At 65.4% G+C, this 16,846-nt stretch carries 16 protein-coding genes; 1 reads left to right on the top strand and 15 read right to left on the bottom strand.

Going from position 1 to position 16,846, the window contains the following annotated elements:
* Nucleotides 1–283 precede the first annotated feature (283 nt).
* From QFW96_RS18165 to QFW96_RS18130, 8 genes are all read right to left on the bottom strand, one after another.
* Nucleotides 284–1,072, bottom strand: coding sequence for an N-acyl homoserine lactonase family protein (locus tag QFW96_RS18165; protein ID WP_281456877.1), 789 nt, complete (start codon nt 1,070–1,072; stop codon nt 284–286).
* Complete coding sequence (locus QFW96_RS18160; RefSeq protein WP_281456876.1) at nt 1,069–1,980, bottom strand: NAD(P)-dependent oxidoreductase; 912 nt, start codon at nt 1,978–1,980, stop codon at nt 1,069–1,071. Before QFW96_RS18160 ends, QFW96_RS18165 begins: the two co-directional genes overlap by 4 nt.
* Nucleotides 1,981–2,053: 73 nt before the next feature.
* Nucleotides 2,054–2,962, bottom strand: a complete 909-nt coding sequence (prpB, locus tag QFW96_RS18155; RefSeq protein WP_281456875.1) for a methylisocitrate lyase — start codon at nt 2,960–2,962, stop codon at nt 2,054–2,056.
* A 14-nt stretch (nt 2,963–2,976) separates the two neighbouring features.
* Nucleotides 2,977–3,735 (bottom strand): SDR family NAD(P)-dependent oxidoreductase, encoded by a 759-nt coding sequence (locus QFW96_RS18150; protein WP_281456874.1) that lies wholly within the window; start codon nt 3,733–3,735, stop codon nt 2,977–2,979.
* A gap of 58 nt (nt 3,736–3,793) precedes the next feature.
* Entirely contained in the window at nt 3,794–5,143 is a 1,350-nt protein-coding gene (locus QFW96_RS18145) for an MFS transporter (RefSeq protein WP_281456873.1), read from the bottom strand.
* Nucleotides 5,136–6,509 carry an MmgE/PrpD family protein gene (locus tag QFW96_RS18140; protein ID WP_281456872.1) on the bottom strand — a complete coding sequence of 458 codons (1,374 nt, stop codon included), beginning with the start codon at nt 6,507–6,509 and terminating at the stop codon, nt 5,136–5,138. Before QFW96_RS18140 ends, QFW96_RS18145 begins: the two co-directional genes overlap by 8 nt.
* Nucleotides 6,506–7,423 (bottom strand): DUF6282 family protein, encoded by a 918-nt coding sequence (locus tag QFW96_RS18135; RefSeq protein WP_281456871.1) that lies wholly within the window; start codon nt 7,421–7,423, stop codon nt 6,506–6,508. Before QFW96_RS18135 ends, QFW96_RS18140 begins: the two co-directional genes overlap by 4 nt.
* Nucleotides 7,413–8,759, bottom strand: a complete 1,347-nt coding sequence (locus QFW96_RS18130; protein WP_281456870.1) for an MmgE/PrpD family protein — start codon at nt 8,757–8,759, stop codon at nt 7,413–7,415. The genes QFW96_RS18135 and QFW96_RS18130 overlap by 11 nt, the downstream gene beginning before the upstream one ends.
* A 317-nt stretch (nt 8,760–9,076) precedes the next feature.
* Here QFW96_RS18130 and QFW96_RS18125 point away from each other — a divergent pair, with 317 nt between their 5' ends.
* Nucleotides 9,077–9,892: a phosphoglyceromutase gene (locus QFW96_RS18125; RefSeq protein WP_281456869.1), complete on the top strand. Its 816-nt coding sequence runs from the start codon at nt 9,077–9,079 to the stop codon at nt 9,890–9,892.
* Between the two features lie 100 nt (nt 9,893–9,992).
* Here QFW96_RS18125 and QFW96_RS18120 read toward each other — a convergent pair whose 3' ends face one another.
* The 7 genes from QFW96_RS18120 to QFW96_RS18090 all read right to left on the bottom strand — a co-directional run bounded on the left by QFW96_RS18120 (nt 9,993) and on the right by QFW96_RS18090 (nt 16,797).
* Nucleotides 9,993–10,349, bottom strand: a complete 357-nt coding sequence (locus QFW96_RS18120; protein ID WP_281456868.1) for a VOC family protein — start codon at nt 10,347–10,349, stop codon at nt 9,993–9,995.
* Nucleotides 10,350–10,438: 89 nt separating this feature from the next.
* Complete coding sequence (locus QFW96_RS18115) at nt 10,439–11,194, bottom strand: N-acyl homoserine lactonase family protein (protein ID WP_281456867.1); 756 nt, start codon at nt 11,192–11,194, stop codon at nt 10,439–10,441.
* Between the two features lie 198 nt (nt 11,195–11,392).
* Nucleotides 11,393–13,138 carry a sigma-54-dependent Fis family transcriptional regulator gene (locus QFW96_RS18110; protein WP_281456866.1) on the bottom strand — a complete coding sequence of 582 codons (1,746 nt, stop codon included), beginning with the start codon at nt 13,136–13,138 and terminating at the stop codon, nt 11,393–11,395.
* Nucleotides 13,139–13,266: 128 nt separating this feature from the next.
* On the bottom strand, nt 13,267–14,520 hold the full coding sequence (gene ribA, locus QFW96_RS18105) for a GTP cyclohydrolase II (RefSeq protein ID WP_281456865.1): 1,254 nt from the start codon (nt 14,518–14,520) through the stop codon (nt 13,267–13,269).
* 7 nt (nt 14,521–14,527) lie between these two features.
* Nucleotides 14,528–15,028 (bottom strand): flavin reductase family protein, encoded by a 501-nt coding sequence (locus QFW96_RS18100; protein WP_281456864.1) that lies wholly within the window; start codon nt 15,026–15,028, stop codon nt 14,528–14,530.
* A gap of 25 nt (nt 15,029–15,053) precedes the next feature.
* Nucleotides 15,054–15,887 carry a mycofactocin-coupled SDR family oxidoreductase gene (locus QFW96_RS18095; protein ID WP_281456863.1) on the bottom strand — a complete coding sequence of 278 codons (834 nt, stop codon included), beginning with the start codon at nt 15,885–15,887 and terminating at the stop codon, nt 15,054–15,056.
* A gap of 52 nt (nt 15,888–15,939) precedes the next feature.
* Nucleotides 15,940–16,797, bottom strand: coding sequence for a mycofactocin-coupled SDR family oxidoreductase (locus QFW96_RS18090; protein WP_281456862.1), 858 nt, complete (start codon nt 16,795–16,797; stop codon nt 15,940–15,942).
* Nucleotides 16,798–16,846 lie beyond the last annotated feature (49 nt).

The following is a 16,846-nucleotide window of genomic DNA, read 5'->3' as shown; positions in this document are numbered from 1 at the left end:
TACTCGCCTCTGGGCCAGAAAGGTGCGTGGAAAACATCTGCTGACAGTAGAGCGCCAGTCGGCGCCGGATGCGTACCAGGTTGAGACAGTCAACGGGCATCAGGCTGGCGTTATGGTGCGGTCAGGCAACGACTCCACGACCTCAACACGGTCCGCGGCGGGGCGATGCCCTGCAGCCGGAATGTTTCGGTCAGGTGCGGGAGGTGAATCCGGATTGGCTAGGTCCTGGTAGTTCATTCCCCGTCGAGCAGATGCACGCGGCCGGGCGTGCACGTCCGCGTACTCACGCGATGCGGCCCGCGATCCCGTCGAGGCCTGCTACCGGGGGGATGCGGTCGAGAAGCGTGGGCTCATGCCCTGGGATTACCCGCTCGATATCGCCGCCCGCCAGATCTACCATGCGATCAAACCCCTCGTAGACCAGCGGCAGGTCGGTGAACACCGAGGCGGGGGCGTCACCACCGATGTTGTCTTGGAGATGTGTCGCGTCACCGGCGAGCACGATCGGACCGCTCCCGGTCTCGACCCGCACCACCTGCATGCCGGGGGTATGACCGCCGAGTTGGTGGACGGTCACTCCCGGAACGAGCTCCCGACTCCCATCCACGAACAGGACGCGTCCCGCATGGCTCATCCGCACGAGTCGCAGGACGTCCTCGGTTTCGATGTGCCGGAGCAGCTCGCGCCGGTGGATGTGGCGGCCGGTCCAGAACCGCAGTTCCTGGTCCTGCAGAACGATTCTGGCGGAGGTGAACGGGTCAAGGTCACCGGCGTGGTCGTAGTGCAGGTGGGTCAGCACGACGTAGGGAACGCAAGCAGGTTCGACCCCCAGCAGCTCGAGGGCTGCTGACGGGGAGCGGTAGTAATCCGGGCGACTGCGCTTGCGCGCGACCTCGGGGGTGAAACCGGCGTCGACGACGATGTCGGCCTCCGGTGAGCGGATCAGCCACACAAAGTAGTCGATTCCCACGGGACTATCCACCGGCTCGGCACCCGCCCCGTGGTAGAAGTCGACCCGCCGCGCACGGTGGTGCTGGGCGAACTTCACCGCGTACACCTCGTGCGTCGTCATGACGGCTCCCCCTCGGCGCGGTCGATTCCGCGCACCACCGCGGTGTGGTAGTTGTCCCCGTAGCCCAGGTCGATGGCGCTCTGCAGCAGCTCGCTCGCGAGAGTGGCTGCCGGCAGTGCGAGTCCGGCCGCTGTCGCGGCTTCAATCGCGTAGGCGATGTCCTTGTGCATGTAGCGCGAGGAGAAGATGCCCAGACCGTGCTCGTCGGGCAGGATCGCCTTCATCCCGTGGTGCCGCAGGGCAAAGCTGTCCGCGGAGCCGCCCGCGAAAGTCTTGAACAGCGTATCGGGATCAACCAGGCCAGAGCGGCGCGCGACGCTGATGGCCTCGGAGAGGGCGACGACCGTCTCGAAGACGACCATGTTGTTGAGGACCTTGACCATCGCCCCCGCGCCTGTCGGCCCACAGTGGGTCACTTCTGTTGCCATGCAGCCGAGCAGTGGCTTGATGCGGTGGAAGTCTTCCGGCGTGGGAGCTCCCACCATGATGCTCAGCGTTCCGTCGATCGCGGCCTGCCGCGTCCGCGCCACGGGAGCGTCGATGAACAGCACGCCGTTCCCGGCCAGCTCACGACCGAGTTCTTGCACCAGGTCGACCGGTGAGGTGCTGAGGTCGACCAGGACCTGCCCTGGCCGAAGGTGCTCGAGCAGCCCTCCCGCGCCCCTGACGACCGCTTCGACCTGCGGCCGACCTGGCAGCGACAGGAAGATCACTTCACAGGTCTCGGCCACGTCCGCGATTCCCGTAGCCGGCACGGCGCCATCGCGCTCGAGAGCCGCGATCTTGTCGGCATCTGTGTCGTAGATCTTGACCGGCAACCCGGACTTCCGCGCGATGTTCGCGCACTCGGGGCCACCCATCACACCCAAGCCGATGAATCCGACCGAACTGAACCCGCTGTCACTCATGCTCACCCTCCGGAAACGTCTTCCGCATGTCGAACTGGGCGCATCACGCCCGTCCCTCTCCCCCGCCGCACGATCAATCCAGGTTCGACCCGAGGTCGAACGTGTAGACCTGGTCGTCGAACATCGAGTAGCTCTGGTAGTCCACGAGCTTGTAGAGGCGCTTGCGGGTTTGCATGTCCGTCGTCCTCGACTTCAGCGACCCTTCGGCGAGAAGCGTGTCCAGGCCTCGTTCCGCCGCGCCCATTGCAAGGCGGAGCAGTGAAACCGGGAAGATCACGATGTTCACGCCTACGTCGTCCAGTTGCTGGACGCTGAAGAGCTCGCTCTTGCCGAACTCGGTCATGTTCGCCAGGATCGGCACGTCGACCGCGGCTCGTACCGCCGCGAACTCGTCGAGCGTTCTCATCGCCTCGGGGAAGAGCGCGTCGGCACCGGCGTCGACGAGCGCCTGGGCCCGGGCGATCGCGCTGGGCAGATCCGCGACACCTCGCATGTCGGTGCGGGCGGTGATCAGGAAGTTGGGATCGCGGCGTGCGTGCACGGCGGCCTTGATGCGCCGCACCGCGGTCATCTCGTCAACGACGTCCTTGCCGTCCAAATGCCCGCAGCGCTTGGGGTTGACCTGATCCTCGATGTGCATTCCGACGAGGCCGGCATCTTCGAGGAGTTGGACTGTGCGAGCGACGTTCATCGGCTCCCCGAACCCCGTGTCGGCGTCGATGAGCGTCGGTAGCGCGGTCATCCGCGCGATCTGACCGCCACGCTGCGCGACCTCGGTGATGCTGGTGAGCCCGATGTCAGGAAGCCCAAGATCAGCGCTCAGGACCGCCCCGGAGACGTAAACTCCTCCAAAACCCTTTTCCTCGATCAATTTGGCACTCAGCGGATTGAACGCGCCTGGCATGCAGAGGATCTCATTTCCGGACAGGCGAGCGCGAAGCTCCGTCCTCTTCTCTGCGGCGTTCGGGATGGCGTGAAGCATCTGAATGGACCTCCTCAGCTCGCGCGTCCGAGTCGGCCACCATCGATGACCAGCGTGTGCCCGGTGATGAACCCGGCCAGCGGCGAGGCGAGGAACACGATCGCCCCGACCACATCAGCCGGCTGACCGATCCGACCGATGGGTGATCTGGCCGCAGTGGCCGCCCGTTGTTCCGGGGTGTCGATCGTGCCCTTGACGAAGGGTGTTTCGATCGTGGCGGGCGCGACTGCGTTCACCCGCACTCCTTGTGGAGCGAGCTCGGTCGATGCCGCGGTGGTGAGCTGGCGTACGCCGGCTTTGGTCATCGCGTACGCCGTCGCCGGCAACCGGGCGGCCACGAAAGCCGCTGTGGAAGCCAGGTTCACGATGGCCCCGCCGCTCCCGCTGGTCATTTGCTTGGCGGCTTCCTGCAGGCAAAAGAAGGTTCCGCGCAGGTTCACCGCTAACAGCTGGTCGAAACTGTCCTCGTCCTGCTCCAGCAAGGAGGTGTACTTGATCAGTCCCGCGGTGTTGACCAGGATGTCGCACGGGCGCTCGAGCGCGGCGAACGCTGACCGCACCTGGTCGACATCCGAAAGATCCAGCACCGCTGCGTGAGCGGTACCGCCCGCAGTCGTGATCTTGTCGACGACGCTTTGCGCCCGGTCACGATCCTGATCCAGCACCGTGACCGTCGCACCGAGGTCAGCCATCTCGACGGCTGTGGCACCGCCGATTCCACCTCCACCTCCCGTGATCACAACGTGTTTGCCTGCAATGTCGAAGCTCAACAACTGTGGTCTCCTTCCTCAGCTGCGATGTCGTGCAGTACCTGGTACTCGCCGGATCTCGTCACGCAATCCGGTTCGGTACCGCTTCTGCCGAGCTCTGCTCGTCGTTGAGGCCCGCGTCCCGCAACGAGTTCCCGCGGGATTCCCGGGCGAAGAACAGCGCGACGAGCGACAGGAGGGCCGCGGTGGCAACGTAGAGCGAGATGGGCAACGACGCACCGTAGGTCTGCAGCAGAGCGGTCGCGATGATCGGTGCCAGCGAGCCGGCGAAGATGGACGAGAACTGGTAGCCGATGGATACGCCCGAGTAGCGAACCCGAGTCGGGAACATCTCCGCCATGAGCGCTGACTGCGGCGCGTACATCGCCGACCAGGTGATGAGCCCGACGCAGATCCCGAGCAACGTCAACACCATGCTCTCGCTCCGGTACAAGGGGAAGATCGCAAACGAGAAGGCCGCAGAGGTGACGATCCCGAACAGGTAGACCGGTTTGCGGCCGATCCGGTCGCACAGGTGCCCGAAGAACACGATCGCCAGACAGGCCAGGAACTGCGCGGTCAGCAGGAGCAACAGGATGTTGCCCGTCTTGATGCCCAGGTAGTTGAGGTAGGTCACAGAGAAGGCCGCCACGATCCAGTACCAGATGTTCTCCGCCAACTTGAGGCCGATCGCGATCAGCAAGTTGCGCGGCTGGGTGCGGATGACCTCCAGCATCGGTGGGCGGGAGGGCTTGGCCGTCTTGGCGCGATTGGCGGCCTCCTTGAAGATCGGCGCGTCCTCGATGCGAGTCCGCACATACCACCCGACCAAGGCGATGACCGCGGAGAGCAAGAACGCGATGCGCCAACCCCAGCTCAGGAAGCTCGCGTCGTCGAGAACGCTGGAGAGCGCCCAGAGCACCAGCGCCGCGATGACATTGCCCACGGGCGCGGCTGCTTGTACGAAGCTCGTCCAGAAACCCCGCCTGTTGTCCGGGCTGTGCTCGGCGATCAACAGGACCGCGCCGCCCCACTCGCCGCCGACGGCGAAGCCTTGGACGAATCGCAGGATCACCAGCGCCAGCGGTGCCGCGTAGCCGACCTGCTGGAAGGTCGGTAGCAAGCCCATGAGGAAGGTGCTGGTACCGATCAGGACGAGCGACACCTGCAGCAAGCGCTTACGGCCGTACTTGTCACCGAAGTGCCCGAACACCGCGCCGCCCAGCGGCCTGGCGGCGAAACCGACGGCGTAGGTCACGAACGCCTCGATGACCCCGGAGAGCGGATCACCGCCACCAGGGAAGAACAGCTTGCTGAACACCAAGGTCGCCGCTGTGCCGTAAACGGCGAAGTCGTACCACTCAACAGCGGTGCCCGACATCGCCGCGGCGACGACCCGGTACAGCTTGCGCTTCTCAGCAGACTCAGTCATGGCGACCAGCCCCCAGCAGACCGGTCAGCTCCGTCAGGTCAGGTGCGTCATCGAGCGCGCCCACGGCAGCCTCGAGCGCGGCAACGTGCTCCGGGGTGTACACGGTCCCGGCCAACCCGCGGAACTTCCCACGCACCTCGCCGACCGTCATCGGTTCCCGCGCGCTGCCGTGCGCATGATCGCGGGAGGCCGTGAACACGGTGCCGTCGCGCAGCGTCACCGCCAGCCGCGTCTTGTGCCGGGCCGTGTCGCCGAGCGCGTCGATCTCCGGATCGGCGACCACGTGTACCCGCCGCGTCATCGCGAGCAGGTGGGGGTCGCGGATCCTCTCGTCGGTGAACTGGTCCACGAAGGCCTCTCCGTCCGTGAGCACCACCGCGGTGATGTAGGGCAGATTCATCTGGGCAGTGGTCACCGTGTCCGGCTCATACGGCCAGCCGACGTGCTTGACCGTGGCCGTGGACACCGAGATCGTCACCGCATCGACGTCAGCGGCGCGAACACCGTGCTGGTGGTACATCTCGCGCAGGCAATCGATCGACGGGTGACAGCTGCCGTTGGTGGAGTAGGGCTTGAACCCCACCGCGAGGGTCTCCCACCGAGTACCGAGCTCGGCGGTGAGCATCGCCGGATCAGCGCGCGGTGAGAACGTCCCGAGATAGCCCCCGTACTCGGCCTCGAACAGGTCACGGATGCCGGTGTAACCGCGCTCCCCGAGCAAGGCCGCGTACAGCCCGCTCTGTGCGGCCCGGCCAGCGTGGAACCGCTTGACCATCGACTCGTACTGCGCGGCCATCAGGCCGGCCGATTGCGAGCCGGCGGTGCCCAGCGCGTCGGCGAGTTGGGCCGCGTCAAGGCCGAGCACGGTGCCCGCGCCCGCCGCGGCTCCAAGCGCGCCGTGCGTGCCCGTGGGATGCCAGCCGGCGAGCAGGTGCGCCGCGCCCATGGTCGAACCGACACGTGCGGCCACCTCGTATCCGAGGACCATGGCAGCCAGGAACTGGCGTCCCGTGGTCGCCGGGCGCAGCGTGGCGGCCGCGAGCGCGGCCGTGACCACGACCGAACCGGGGTGCACGATCGAACGCGGATGCAGATCATCGAGTTCGAAGGCGTGGACCGCGGTGCCGTTGGCCAACGTCGCGTCCGCCGGGCTCAAGCGAACGTCGGAACCTAGGACCACGGCGTCGCCTCCACCTTGCGCGGCGAGCATGTCGCGCACGATCGACGCCTGCGGGGTGGTCGACCCGTACAGGCCGCAGCCGAGCGTGTCGAGCAGGCACAACTTGGCGTGTTCGAGCACCTCGGCGGGGATATCCGCCTCCGTAGTGGCCGCGACGAACTTGGAGAGCACATCTGTTGACGTCATGCCGCCACCTCCCGGCGGGCGTCGAGGTTGAGCAAGCGCGCTGGCGACTCGTGCGTCATCTGGTGCACGGCTCCCTCGGACACGCCAAGGGCGAGCATGGTAGCGATGAACATCCGCAGCACCTCCGGTGCGGGCGGATTCCAGGCCTCGATCGCATCGCTGGCCATCACGCAGTTCTCTGCGCCGACCGCCTCAACGGCTTCCACGATGCGTTTCGGGTCCATCCGCTGGTGCATCGGCATGCAGCCGATGAAGACGTGCTCGATCGTGCCTCCGTGCCGGACCACGGTGCGTTGCTCGTCGATGGTCGCGCCCACCGAACCGGACAGCGGGTGGGTCAGCAGCAGTCGAACGCCTTTGGCCTCGGCCTCTTCTGCGAGGATGAGGCTCGCCTTGATCGGTAGGTGGCCGGTGGCCAGCACCATGTCGTAGGTCTTACACAGCTCGACGATGCGCGCGACCTCGGGCAGCAGGGTGCCGTCGGCGGCCAGGATTCCGAGGTCGGGCACGAACTCCGGATCGGTCGTCAGGGTGCTGACCCAGGGTTTCATCCGTTCCCGGAAGATGCTCGGCTTCGGCGGGTCCTGAAGGGCGGACCACGTGGGCATCCAGACGATGCCGCCGCCAGTCTGTCCCGCCAGCTCCACCGTCAACGGGCTGAGTCCGCCCGACGACGGGTTGCAGGAGATGCCTCCGACGATGTCGAGTTCCGGCTCGAGTTCGCGAAGCATGTGCGCCACGTTGGTGGTCGGGAAGATGTGCGACTTCACGACGAAACCGCGCATTCCGGCTGCGGCCGCCAATCGAGCCCATCCGGCGTTGTCGACTCGCGGCCGCATGCCGAGGGTGAACTCCGGGTAGCCGTGCGCGTGAGTGTCGAACGCGCCCTCGAGCAACCTGTCCTCACGCTCCATCGCGCGCCTCCCCCGCAGCGCACAGCGCGATCAGCTCGTCAACCGGGGAGACCTCGCGAACGGCCCGCACGATCTCCTCCGGTGCCCCCTTGGGAAGCACCGGAGCGACCAGGCGCGTGAACTTGGCCTCCAGATCCGCATCGGTCATCGGGTTCCCCAGCGAGCCCTTGGCGTCGTCCACCTGAACGGTCACCGTATTGCCGTCGGTCCGCGTGACCTCCAGGCGGCACGAGACGCCCCGAGACAGGCTTGGATCGGTCTCGACGCGCATTTTGCCCATGAGCGCCACCAGGTCGGGACGGCGAACCTGGTCGTCGGAGTACTGGGCCGGCAGTGCGGCGCCGTCGATCAGGGCCACCGCCGTGGAGTAGGGCAGGCTGACCTGTGCCTCGTGGTAGGTCGCCGGTGCGAAGTTGCGGTGGTACTCCGACCAGTCTGGGTGGCGGAACACCACAAGGCGCTCGATCTCCGACGCGGTAACCCCGAGTTGCTTGAGCTGCAGCGCGCCGTCGATGGCGTTGTGGATCGGCCTGGCCGCGGAGTAGGCCTTGTACTCAACCGCCACCGGGACCTCGGCGCCGAGATCTTCGAGCAGGACGTCGACGTCGATGCCACCGGCGAAGGCCTGCCCGAAACCTCGCTCCCCCTCGAACACCGTGTCCGCGCCGGTGAAACCGGCTTGAGCCAGCATGGCCGCGACCACGCCGTTGCGCGCGGCCGGTCCCGGGTTGATGCGCTTCTGCATCGACGGCCCATACATCTCCATCAGGCCAGACGCTTGCGCACCGGCGAGGCCCAGCGCGCTGACCAGCTGGTCGGCGTCCAGACGTAGCAATCGAGACGCGGCGACCGTCGCGCCAAACACGCCGCAGGCCGGCGTGGTGTGGTAGCCACGGTCTCGCAGCGCTGGGTTGGTGGCAAGGCTGAGGCGGTTCATCATCTCGCAACCGCACAGCATCGCGGCAAGCAGTTCGTGGCCGGAACTGTTGGTCCACTCCGCGGTCGCCAGTGCGGCCGAGACCACTGGCGGACCGTGGTGAAACAAGGCCAGGTCATCGACGTCGTCCATTTCGATCGAGTGCTCGGAGACCGCGTTGGCGAACGCCGCGTGCACTGCGGGGACCTTGTCGCCGCGACCGAGCACCGTGGCCTGCGGGACTCCTCCCAGACCGATCATCACCTCACCGGCGATCCGGCCGGATTCGGTGCGGCTCCCGGACAACGCCACCCCGAGGTAGTCCAGCAGCAGTCGACGCATCTCGGACAGTGGCGCCTCTGGAAGCGATTCGGCGGAGACGGTGGTGAAGTGCTTGGCGAGCTCAGTAGCAGCTGGCATCTGGCTTTCCCTCTCGAAAAACGGGCCCAGGCGACCGATCGACCTTGGATGAGGGCCATTCCCAGGCCCTCGATCCCACGCCAGATCGAATCAATCCGCGCATTCAGAGATTCAGGCGTTTCGAACACGTTGGACCAGAACGTAGGACGCTGCGCCATGCCGAACCCGTACCAAGTTGAGACAGTCGCCAGACAGCGGAGAAGTAAGCTATCGTCTGGATCGCACGGCGGTTCCCTTGATCCTCCACAGTAGATCTTGAATGTTCAGAACGCCCTGCGATACTTGTTTTTCTGCGATGCGAATGGGAGTTTGCCCGCGTGTCTGAACATGCGACCTTGATGCTCGTGCGGCACGGGCAGAGCACCTGGAACGCGCTCGTGCGGTTCGGCGGCTGGGTCGACGTGCCGCTCACGGAACGTGGCCGCGACGAAGCCCGGCGGTGCGGCGAGCTGTTGTCGAAGGCCCGGCTTCTGCCGGACGTCGTGCACACTTCCTTGCTGCGCCGCGCGATCTCCACGGCGGATCTCGCTCTCGACGCGGCCGACCGCACCTGGATCGATGTGCGTCGCAGTTGGCGCCTCAACGAGCGGCATTACGGTTCGCTCCAGGGCAAGAGCAAGGAGCAGATCCGGGCCGAATTCGGCGAGGATCAGTACATGCGGTGGCGCCGGTCCTACCACGCGGCGCCACCGCCGATCGATCTGGACAGCGAGCACCACCAGAGCACCGACCCCCGCTACGCCGAGCTGCGCGACGGCGTGCCCAGGACCGAGAGCCTCGAGGACGTGGTGGCGCGATTGGTGCCGTACTGGGAATCCGCGATCGTACCGGACTTGCGAGCGGGCCGGACAGTCCTGGTCGTTGCCCACGGAAACTCGCTGCGCGCCCTCGTCAAACACCTGGAAAACCTCTCCGACAGCGCCATCAGCGGGGTCAACATCCCGACGGGCGTCCCGATGCGCTACGACCTGACCGAGGAGCTCGAACCGGTCACCCGAGGCGGCATCTACCTCGACCCTGAGGCGGCCGAGCAGGGCGCCGCGGCCGTAGCCGCCGAGGGACGAACACCGACGCCGGTTCCCGCCGACAAGCGGGGAGTCACCGGAGGCACGTCGATGAACGAAATGATCTGAGGCGGCCCGCTCACTTCGCGAGCGGACCGCCTCAGATCATTTTCAATCCCGGACTGCGGCGCCCTTTTCGTCCTCGTGGCTTCTCCGTTGGCGGCGTGGCCTACCGGAGAGATGAATACAGCACGAACGTATTGCGCCAGGGATCCCGAACCACCGCGCGGACCTCGTGGGGCCCACGTTCGGCAGGCCGCACGACCTCGCCGCCTCGCGCGATGACCGCCTTTACCGTGGCGTTCAGGTCCGCGACCTTGAACGAGGCTGCCACCACGCCACCGGTGACGTCCTCGACCGGGCCCGCGAGCGCAAGCGTGGTGCTGCCGCCGTCGAGGGCGCTGAAACGGTCGCCGTCGGTGAACTTCACACCGAGCCCGAGGCATTCACCGTAGAACTGCCTCGCGGCCGCGACATCGCCGACCGGGTACAGGACGTTTCCGATCTTCGGAAGGTCATCGCTCATCTGGATCTCCCTCATCTCTCGTGCTGTTGGTCTGTTGTGCCACGGACCGGAGTCGCGCCTCCGCCGTCGCTCTCGTGCCGATGACCGGTTTAGGAGCCGTGAGGCGTGAGCATGGTTGCGAACGCTCCCGCCTGTCCTGGGTAGGGCGGGAAGTGCTCCCGCACCCGGCTGTCATGCCCGGGCACGACGACGGCGCCTGTTTGGGCGGCGAGATCATCGATCACCCTGTAGGCGATCTTGACCTGATCCAGGTCCGAGTGAGCGAAAAACGGCCAGCCGTAGTGGATCTGCTCATAGAGGTGCGCTGCATCGGAGGTCAGGATGGCCGATCCGGTCCGCCCTCGCACCAGCGTGATCAACTGTCCAGGGGTGTGCCCGCCCACCGGGTAGACCGTGACGCCCGGCACGACCTCGGTCGGTCCTTCGGGGACGAGCACGAGGCGGCCTTCGGACTCCGCCCGGTAGATCTCGTCGAGATCAGGACTTGCGACGAAATGATCCTCGAAACGAGCACCCGGACCTCGTAGCACCGTCCAATGGTCGTACTCCGCCTGCGCCGCGATGACGCGAGCATTGCCGAAGAGCCGCAGGAAGCCGATGTGGTCGTAGTGGAAGTGGGAAGCGATGACCGTCGAGACGCCAAGCGGGTCGATGTCCAACGCAGCGAGGGATTCCAGCGGGCTTGCCGTCGGAGATTCGTCCAGCCAGTTGCACCCGGCGACGTCATAGCCGGTGTCGAGCAGCACTACCTCGTCGTCATTACGGATGACCCAGAAGTTGTAGTCCATCAGGATCTTCTCGTCCGGTCGACCGTACGACGCGAAATTCAGGAACGCATCGCTCATCCAAGACATTCTCTCGGCGTACTTCACCTGAATGATTTCCAGGTCGTGATCGTTTCGAGGTTGCACGTGAGGTTCACCTTCCGTTTCGAGGATTGGGCGCGCGAATGCTCCTGGAGGCACACGCACACCAGGGTCAACGGCGCTGCGACAGCGTCTTTCGATTCAGCCGCGGCGCGGGCTCACACAACCCGCCGGCTACTACGAGACATGCCGCCCGGAAACCGGAATCGCGAGGCTGCGCATCTTGCGGTACAAGGTGGCCCTGCCGATCCCGAGAATTCTGGCCGCCTGCGTCCGGTTGTTGCCGACGCCGTGAAGCGTCTCGATGATCAGATCTCGTTCAGCTCGTTCAAAAGTCGACAATGCGCGACCACTCGATTCCGCGACCAGCCACTGTGGAAGATCTCCAGGTTGGAGATCCACACCTCGTGCCGCCGAGCAAGCGTGCCGGAGCGCCCGTTCGATGCCCTCCACGTTGTCCCGCCACTGATCCTTCATCAGCATCTGCATCGCGCTCGGCGAGCAGCGCAGGCGAGAGCCGCCTTGCAGGGAACGGAGAACCACAGGCACGATGTCCGCGACGTCCTCGGGGCGCCTCCGCAACGGCGGAAGTTGAACTGACCGCGCTATCCCGGTGAGCCCGCGCTGGATCTCCCGTTCCGCCGCGCAGGGCGACCGAAGCGTCACGACGAGCCGGCCAACCCGCGAGTCGGCTTCGACTGCGGTCTTCGCTCGGGTGACGAGCTCGGACAACTCACCTGCCGAAGGTGCGCCAGTGCAGCGCAGGACCACCCCGACTCCCTGCTGCAGGGGCTGGAGGACCTCACCGGAGATCACCTCACCTGCTTCGACGATCTGCGCTTCGCCACGGCGTGCGGCAGCTTCCAGCAGCTGCTTGCCCAAAGTGACCTTGCCGAGCCCGTCCTCGCCGAGGATGACGACCGGAGTCGGATCGTTGACGCACTGCCGCAACTCGCCGATGGCCCGCCGCCAGAGGGCGCTCCTGCCCGGCAGATCGAACGCGCGCGCCGTGCCCCTGGTCCCGCCGCGCCGCCGCCCGCCACTGGACCCGGCGGTGTAATCGAGACGAAGCACGTAACCGCGTTCCTTCGCAAGGCTGGGAGCCACCGGGATGCAGGTCACCACGCACGGGCCCGCCCCCAGCTCGACCGCAGCGTCGAACTGGTCCGTTGTGGCCTTCGACGTCGCGAGCTCCCAGAGCAGCGTGTGGTCGTACGGATGGATCACCCCGGTCGCGGCGGTGTTGCAGAGGAACACGTTCGACGCGATCCCCACCACCGGGCCATGACATTTGGTGGAGGTGCGTGTGAACTCTTCCATCAAGGCGACTTCATGGGCGCTGGAGAATTGGGTCAGCCTGGTCTCGATGTGCTTCACCGCCTCCAGCACCAGCGGAGCCATCAGCGGGTTGTAGTCCTCGACCAGGGTTGTGAGATCCAGGACCCCTCGAAGCGAGTTCGTGATGGGATGCCGAATCGGCGAGCCGACGCACGAGAGGTGCCGCATGTACTCGGCAAAATGCTGGTCGCCATGAACGGTGGTGACCGAGGCATCCTCCAAAGCGGTGCCGACGCCATTCGTTCCCGCGAATTCTTCCGCGAACAAGACCCCTGGAGCCGCGCCCGACTTCTGAAGCGCTTGCTGCAGCGTCTGAAGATCACCAATGCGCTGATCCAGGATGCAGCCGTTCTCGTCGGCGAGCATCACGCTGGCCGGCGCTCCGGACAGCGTCTGACCGAATCGGTCGAGCACCGGCCGCGCCGCCCGCAACAACGGACTGTCATCGAGCGCGCCCTCAGAGTAAGGAAGCTCCTTCCGGTCGCTTCGCTGCAGGCCACAGGCCAGCGAGCGGTGCCACGAGGCCGCGATGCGGTTGGGCAACGCCGAGGAGACGATCTCGACTGCAGAAGGATTGCGTGACATCCGGAACTCCACTCTGAGCTCACTGAGTGATGCAACTGCCGAGCTGCGCTCGTTTTTTGGGCTACTGTATCTTATTTTTCTTTCCTGGCGAAGCCACTGCCCTCAACAATCTTGAGGGCAGATTTTGATCACCAAACACTTCCAGCGGGTGCCTTGATATCTGGGATCGCATGACCCAGCCGATCGCGCTTGGTCTGCAAATACGACAGGTTGTGCTCGGTCGCATTCAGGGGCAACGCCACGCGTTCCACCACTGTGATCCCATTTTCCGAAAGGTCGGTGCATTTAGCGGAATTGTTGGTGATCAGATTGATCGCTGCCACTCCCAGATGGGTCAGGATGGCCGCGCCGTCGCGGTAGTCGCGTGAATCCACCGGGAGTCCGAGCGCCGTGTTGGCATCGACCGTGTCCAAGCCTGATTCCTGCAGCGAATAGGCCTGTAGCTTTCGTCCCAGACCGATACCGCGGCCCTCCTGACCGCGCAGGTAGACGACCACGCCGACACCTTCGGCGTCGATCAGGCGCAGCGCTTCGCGCAGCTGGGCCCCGCAGTCGCATCTCATCGAGCACATGATGTCGCCGGTCGCGCACTCGCTGTGCACCCGCACCAGCACCGGTTCACGTGCGGTTGAGAGATCTCCACGCACCAGCACCAGATGCTCGATCCCGGTTTCCGTGCTCCGGAAGGCGTAGGCGCGAAATGCCCCGAACTCGGTCGGTAGCCATGATTCACCCGTCACCTCGACGGCGGACTCTCGCAGCACGTGCTGGCGATACCGGATGACGTCGGCAACGGTGACGAGCTCCAGGTCGTGCACACGGGCGAAGGCTTCCGCAGACGGTCCCCGCATCATCGAGCCCGACGGTTCGACCAGCTCGCTGATCAGCCCTGTCTCGGGCATGCCGGCCAGGCGCAGCAGGTCGACCGAGGCCTCGGTGTGGCCTGCGCGGCGCAGCACTCCCCCCTCGCGATACCGCAGCGGGAACACGTGGCCCGGCTTGCGCAGATGATCTGACTTCGTCGCCGGGTCACTGAGCGACCGAATGGTCCGCGCCCGGTCCTCCGCCGAGACACCGGTTGAGGTCTCATGGTGGTCCACGCTGACGGTGAACGCGGTCTGGTGCGTATCCGTGTTCCGCTCGACCATGAGTGGAAGTTCGAGCGAATCAAGTCGGTCGCCGCGCATCGGGCAGCACAGGATGCCCGTGGTGTGGGCGACCATGAACGCGACGCTGGTCTCCGTGGCCGCCGATGCGGCCATCACCAGATCCGCCTCGTTCTCGCGGTCCGCGTCGTCGAGCAGCACGACCATCTCACCGCGGGCCAGGGCCGCCAGTGCCCGGACCACTGCTCCGCCTTCCTGCACGTCCTTGTTTTCCATCGTTACCTCAGCTGTTTTGAGTCGCCATCGGGGTATGTGAGCCGAAGGTGCCTTGGTGGTAGACCAATGGCGGATACGGTGCGTGGTCCAATGACACGACGTCACCGAGCACGAGGACGTGATCGCCCCCGTCGACCATTTTCGCGACGTCGCACGCGATCCAGCCGCTGGTGTCGTCGATCCGGGGTAGTCCAGAATCGACGATCCACGCGAGTTCGGCCATCTTGTCGGTGCCTTTGCGCGCGAAAGCGGTTGCGATGGCTGACTGGTGAGCCGCTAGCACGTTGATCCCGAACTGTTGCGCATCATCGATGTAGCGGAGCAGGTCCGATGATCGGTCGAGGGACACAACGGTCATCGGTGGTTCCTTGGACAGGGACATGAAGGCGCTCACAGTGGTGCCGTGCGGCCGGTCGCGGTCGAAGGCCGATACGACTGCCACGGGCGTGGCGATCGAACCCATGACCGCGCGGAACTCGTCGTGAGTGACTGCTGGTGTGGTGCTCATCGGGCAGAAACCCCTTTCCGGCAGGTCATTTGATGAGGAATCCGGCATCAATGGGCATGGTGATACCGGTGATGTATCGAGCCTCGTCCGAAGCGAGGAAGGCCACGGCGTTGCTCACGTCGGCGGTTTCGACCCAGGGAACGGGCAACACGCTCACGGTGGTGAACGCCGACCTGGCAGATTCCTTGGTCGGGGCTGGGTTGCTTGGATCGAACAGTCCCCACACGCGTCCGTTTTGAATCATGCTTGTGTCGACGTTGGTGGGATTGACCGTGTTCACGCGGATAGAGTGTTCGCCGAGCTCCTTGGCCAGTGTCTTCATCAGACCAACAACTCCATGTTTGGACGCCGTGTAAGGAGCGGCGTTGGACAGTCCCTTCAGCCCCGCGGTCGAACTCGTCAGGACGATGGAACCGCCGGTACCTTGGCTAGTCATGTGCGGTAACGCTGCTTGGACGGTGTTCCACACTCCGGTGAGGTTGATGTCGATGATGTCTCGCCAGCTCTCAGCTCGGACCTCGGCGACTGGGTCCAGTTCGAGGATTCCGGCGTTCGCCACGACTATGTCGAGTCGGCCCAACTCCGTGACCCCGTTCCGAACTGCCCTCGTCAGCGCGTCGGCGTCTCGAACATCGACCCGCGCCGAGACGACCCTCCGCCCGGTGAACTCGACGGCGGCGGCGGTTTGCTTCAAATCATCCGCGCTGGCCGGGGCGTAGCACTTCACGGAGGGGATCGAGTCGCACAGGTCGACGGCGATGATGTCGGCGCCTTCCTCCGCGAGGCGCACCGCATGACTGCGGCCCTGCCCGCGGGCGGCGCCCGTGACGAATGCGACTTTGCCTTCCAAACGGCCCATGGTGCCGATCCCCTCCGGTACGTGCTTGATTGCGATTTCGTCGTTCCGCCACCTAGGCAGGTGCGGGGTTCGGGTTCATCCCGGGAAGCGTCAGATGGCCCCCGTCGACGGGCAGAGCGACTCCGGTGACATCGGACGTCTCCTCCGAAGCGAGCCACAGCACCGCGTTGCTCGTCGATTGCGGCGGGAGCAAGTTGCGGCCGGCCAGGGCGGACCAATGGGCCGCGCCGGAACGCCTGTCTTCGGCGGTGCCGTGATCGTGACCGGCCATGAAGTTGCGCGCGCCCTGCCAGTTGTTCATCTCGGTGCCGATGATTCCCGGGCAGATCGCGTTGCATCGCACGTTGTGGGGTGCGAGTTCCAGTGCCGCGGTCTTCATCAGCCCGAGCACGCCGTGCTTGGCTGCGGTGTAGTGGGCGTAGCCGTCTCCACCTTCAAGACCGTTGATGGAGGAGACAAGCACGATCGATCCGGTTCTACGCTCGATCATGTGCGGGGCGACCGCCTTGATCGTTCGCCAGGCTCCGGTGAGGTTGACGTCGACGACGTCGTGCCACTCCCCTTCGGAGATTTCCCACAAGCGGCCCAGGTTCCAGACGCCCGCATTGGCGACGACGATGTCCAGCTGTCCGAACTCGGCGATCGCATCGCCTACGAGTTCCGACAGCCCCTCAGACGATCTGACATCGCACACACGCGTCAGCGCACCGCGTCCGAGCGCTTCGATCTCTTCCGCAAGTGACTCGAGTTGTCCTTCTCGTCCCTGCGGATACGGGACCGTCGCGACGTCGGTACCAATGTCGATCGCAACCACGTCCGCGCCGTGCTGCGCGAGCGTGAGTGCGTGCGATCGACCTTGTCCGCGAGCGGCGCCGGTGACCAGCGCCGTCTTACCGATCAACCTTCCCATGATTCCTCCCTTGGACGGACTGGATGCTTCCGGCGCCCCGGCACCGCAG

It is taken from the genome of Saccharopolyspora ipomoeae (genome assembly GCF_029952525.1).
GTDB lineage: Bacteria > Actinomycetota > Actinomycetes > Mycobacteriales > Pseudonocardiaceae > Saccharopolyspora > Saccharopolyspora ipomoeae.
The sequence above is the reverse complement of the archived record's forward strand: the minus strand, read 5'-3'. Positions and strand labels throughout refer to the sequence as shown.

Excerpts from the sequence above, each read along its gene's own strand:
- QFW96_RS18145 (WP_281456873.1), bottom strand. The coding sequence starts at position 5,143 with ATGACTGAGTCTGCTGAGAAGCGCAAGCTGTACCGGGTCGTCGCCGCG.
- QFW96_RS18115 (WP_281456867.1), bottom strand. The coding sequence starts at position 11,194 with ATGAGCGATGCGTTCCTGAATTTCGCGTCGTACGGTCGACCGGACGAG.
- QFW96_RS18090 (WP_281456862.1), bottom strand. The coding sequence starts at position 16,797 with ATGGGAAGGTTGATCGGTAAGACGGCGCTGGTCACCGGCGCCGCTCGC.
- QFW96_RS18140 (WP_281456872.1), bottom strand. The coding sequence starts at position 6,509 with ATGACGTCAACAGATGTGCTCTCCAAGTTCGTCGCGGCCACTACGGAG.
- QFW96_RS18130 (WP_281456870.1), bottom strand. The coding sequence starts at position 8,759 with ATGCCAGCTGCTACTGAGCTCGCCAAGCACTTCACCACCGTCTCCGCC.
- QFW96_RS18160 (WP_281456876.1), bottom strand. The coding sequence starts at position 1,980 with ATGAGTGACAGCGGGTTCAGTTCGGTCGGATTCATCGGCTTGGGTGTG.
- QFW96_RS18095 (WP_281456863.1), bottom strand. The coding sequence starts at position 15,887 with ATGGGCCGTTTGGAAGGCAAAGTCGCATTCGTCACGGGCGCCGCCCGC.
- QFW96_RS18110 (WP_281456866.1), bottom strand. The coding sequence starts at position 13,138 with ATGTCACGCAATCCTTCTGCAGTCGAGATCGTCTCCTCGGCGTTGCCC.
- ribA (WP_281456865.1), bottom strand. The coding sequence starts at position 14,520 with ATGGAAAACAAGGACGTGCAGGAAGGCGGAGCAGTGGTCCGGGCACTG.
- QFW96_RS18165 (WP_281456877.1), bottom strand. The coding sequence starts at position 1,072 with ATGACGACGCACGAGGTGTACGCGGTGAAGTTCGCCCAGCACCACCGT.
- QFW96_RS18135 (WP_281456871.1), bottom strand. The coding sequence starts at position 7,423 with ATGGAGCGTGAGGACAGGTTGCTCGAGGGCGCGTTCGACACTCACGCG.
- QFW96_RS18100 (WP_281456864.1), bottom strand. The coding sequence starts at position 15,028 with ATGAGCACCACACCAGCAGTCACTCACGACGAGTTCCGCGCGGTCATG.
- QFW96_RS18120 (WP_281456868.1), bottom strand. The coding sequence starts at position 10,349 with ATGAGCGATGACCTTCCGAAGATCGGAAACGTCCTGTACCCGGTCGGC.
- prpB (WP_281456875.1), bottom strand. The coding sequence starts at position 2,962 with ATGCTTCACGCCATCCCGAACGCCGCAGAGAAGAGGACGGAGCTTCGC.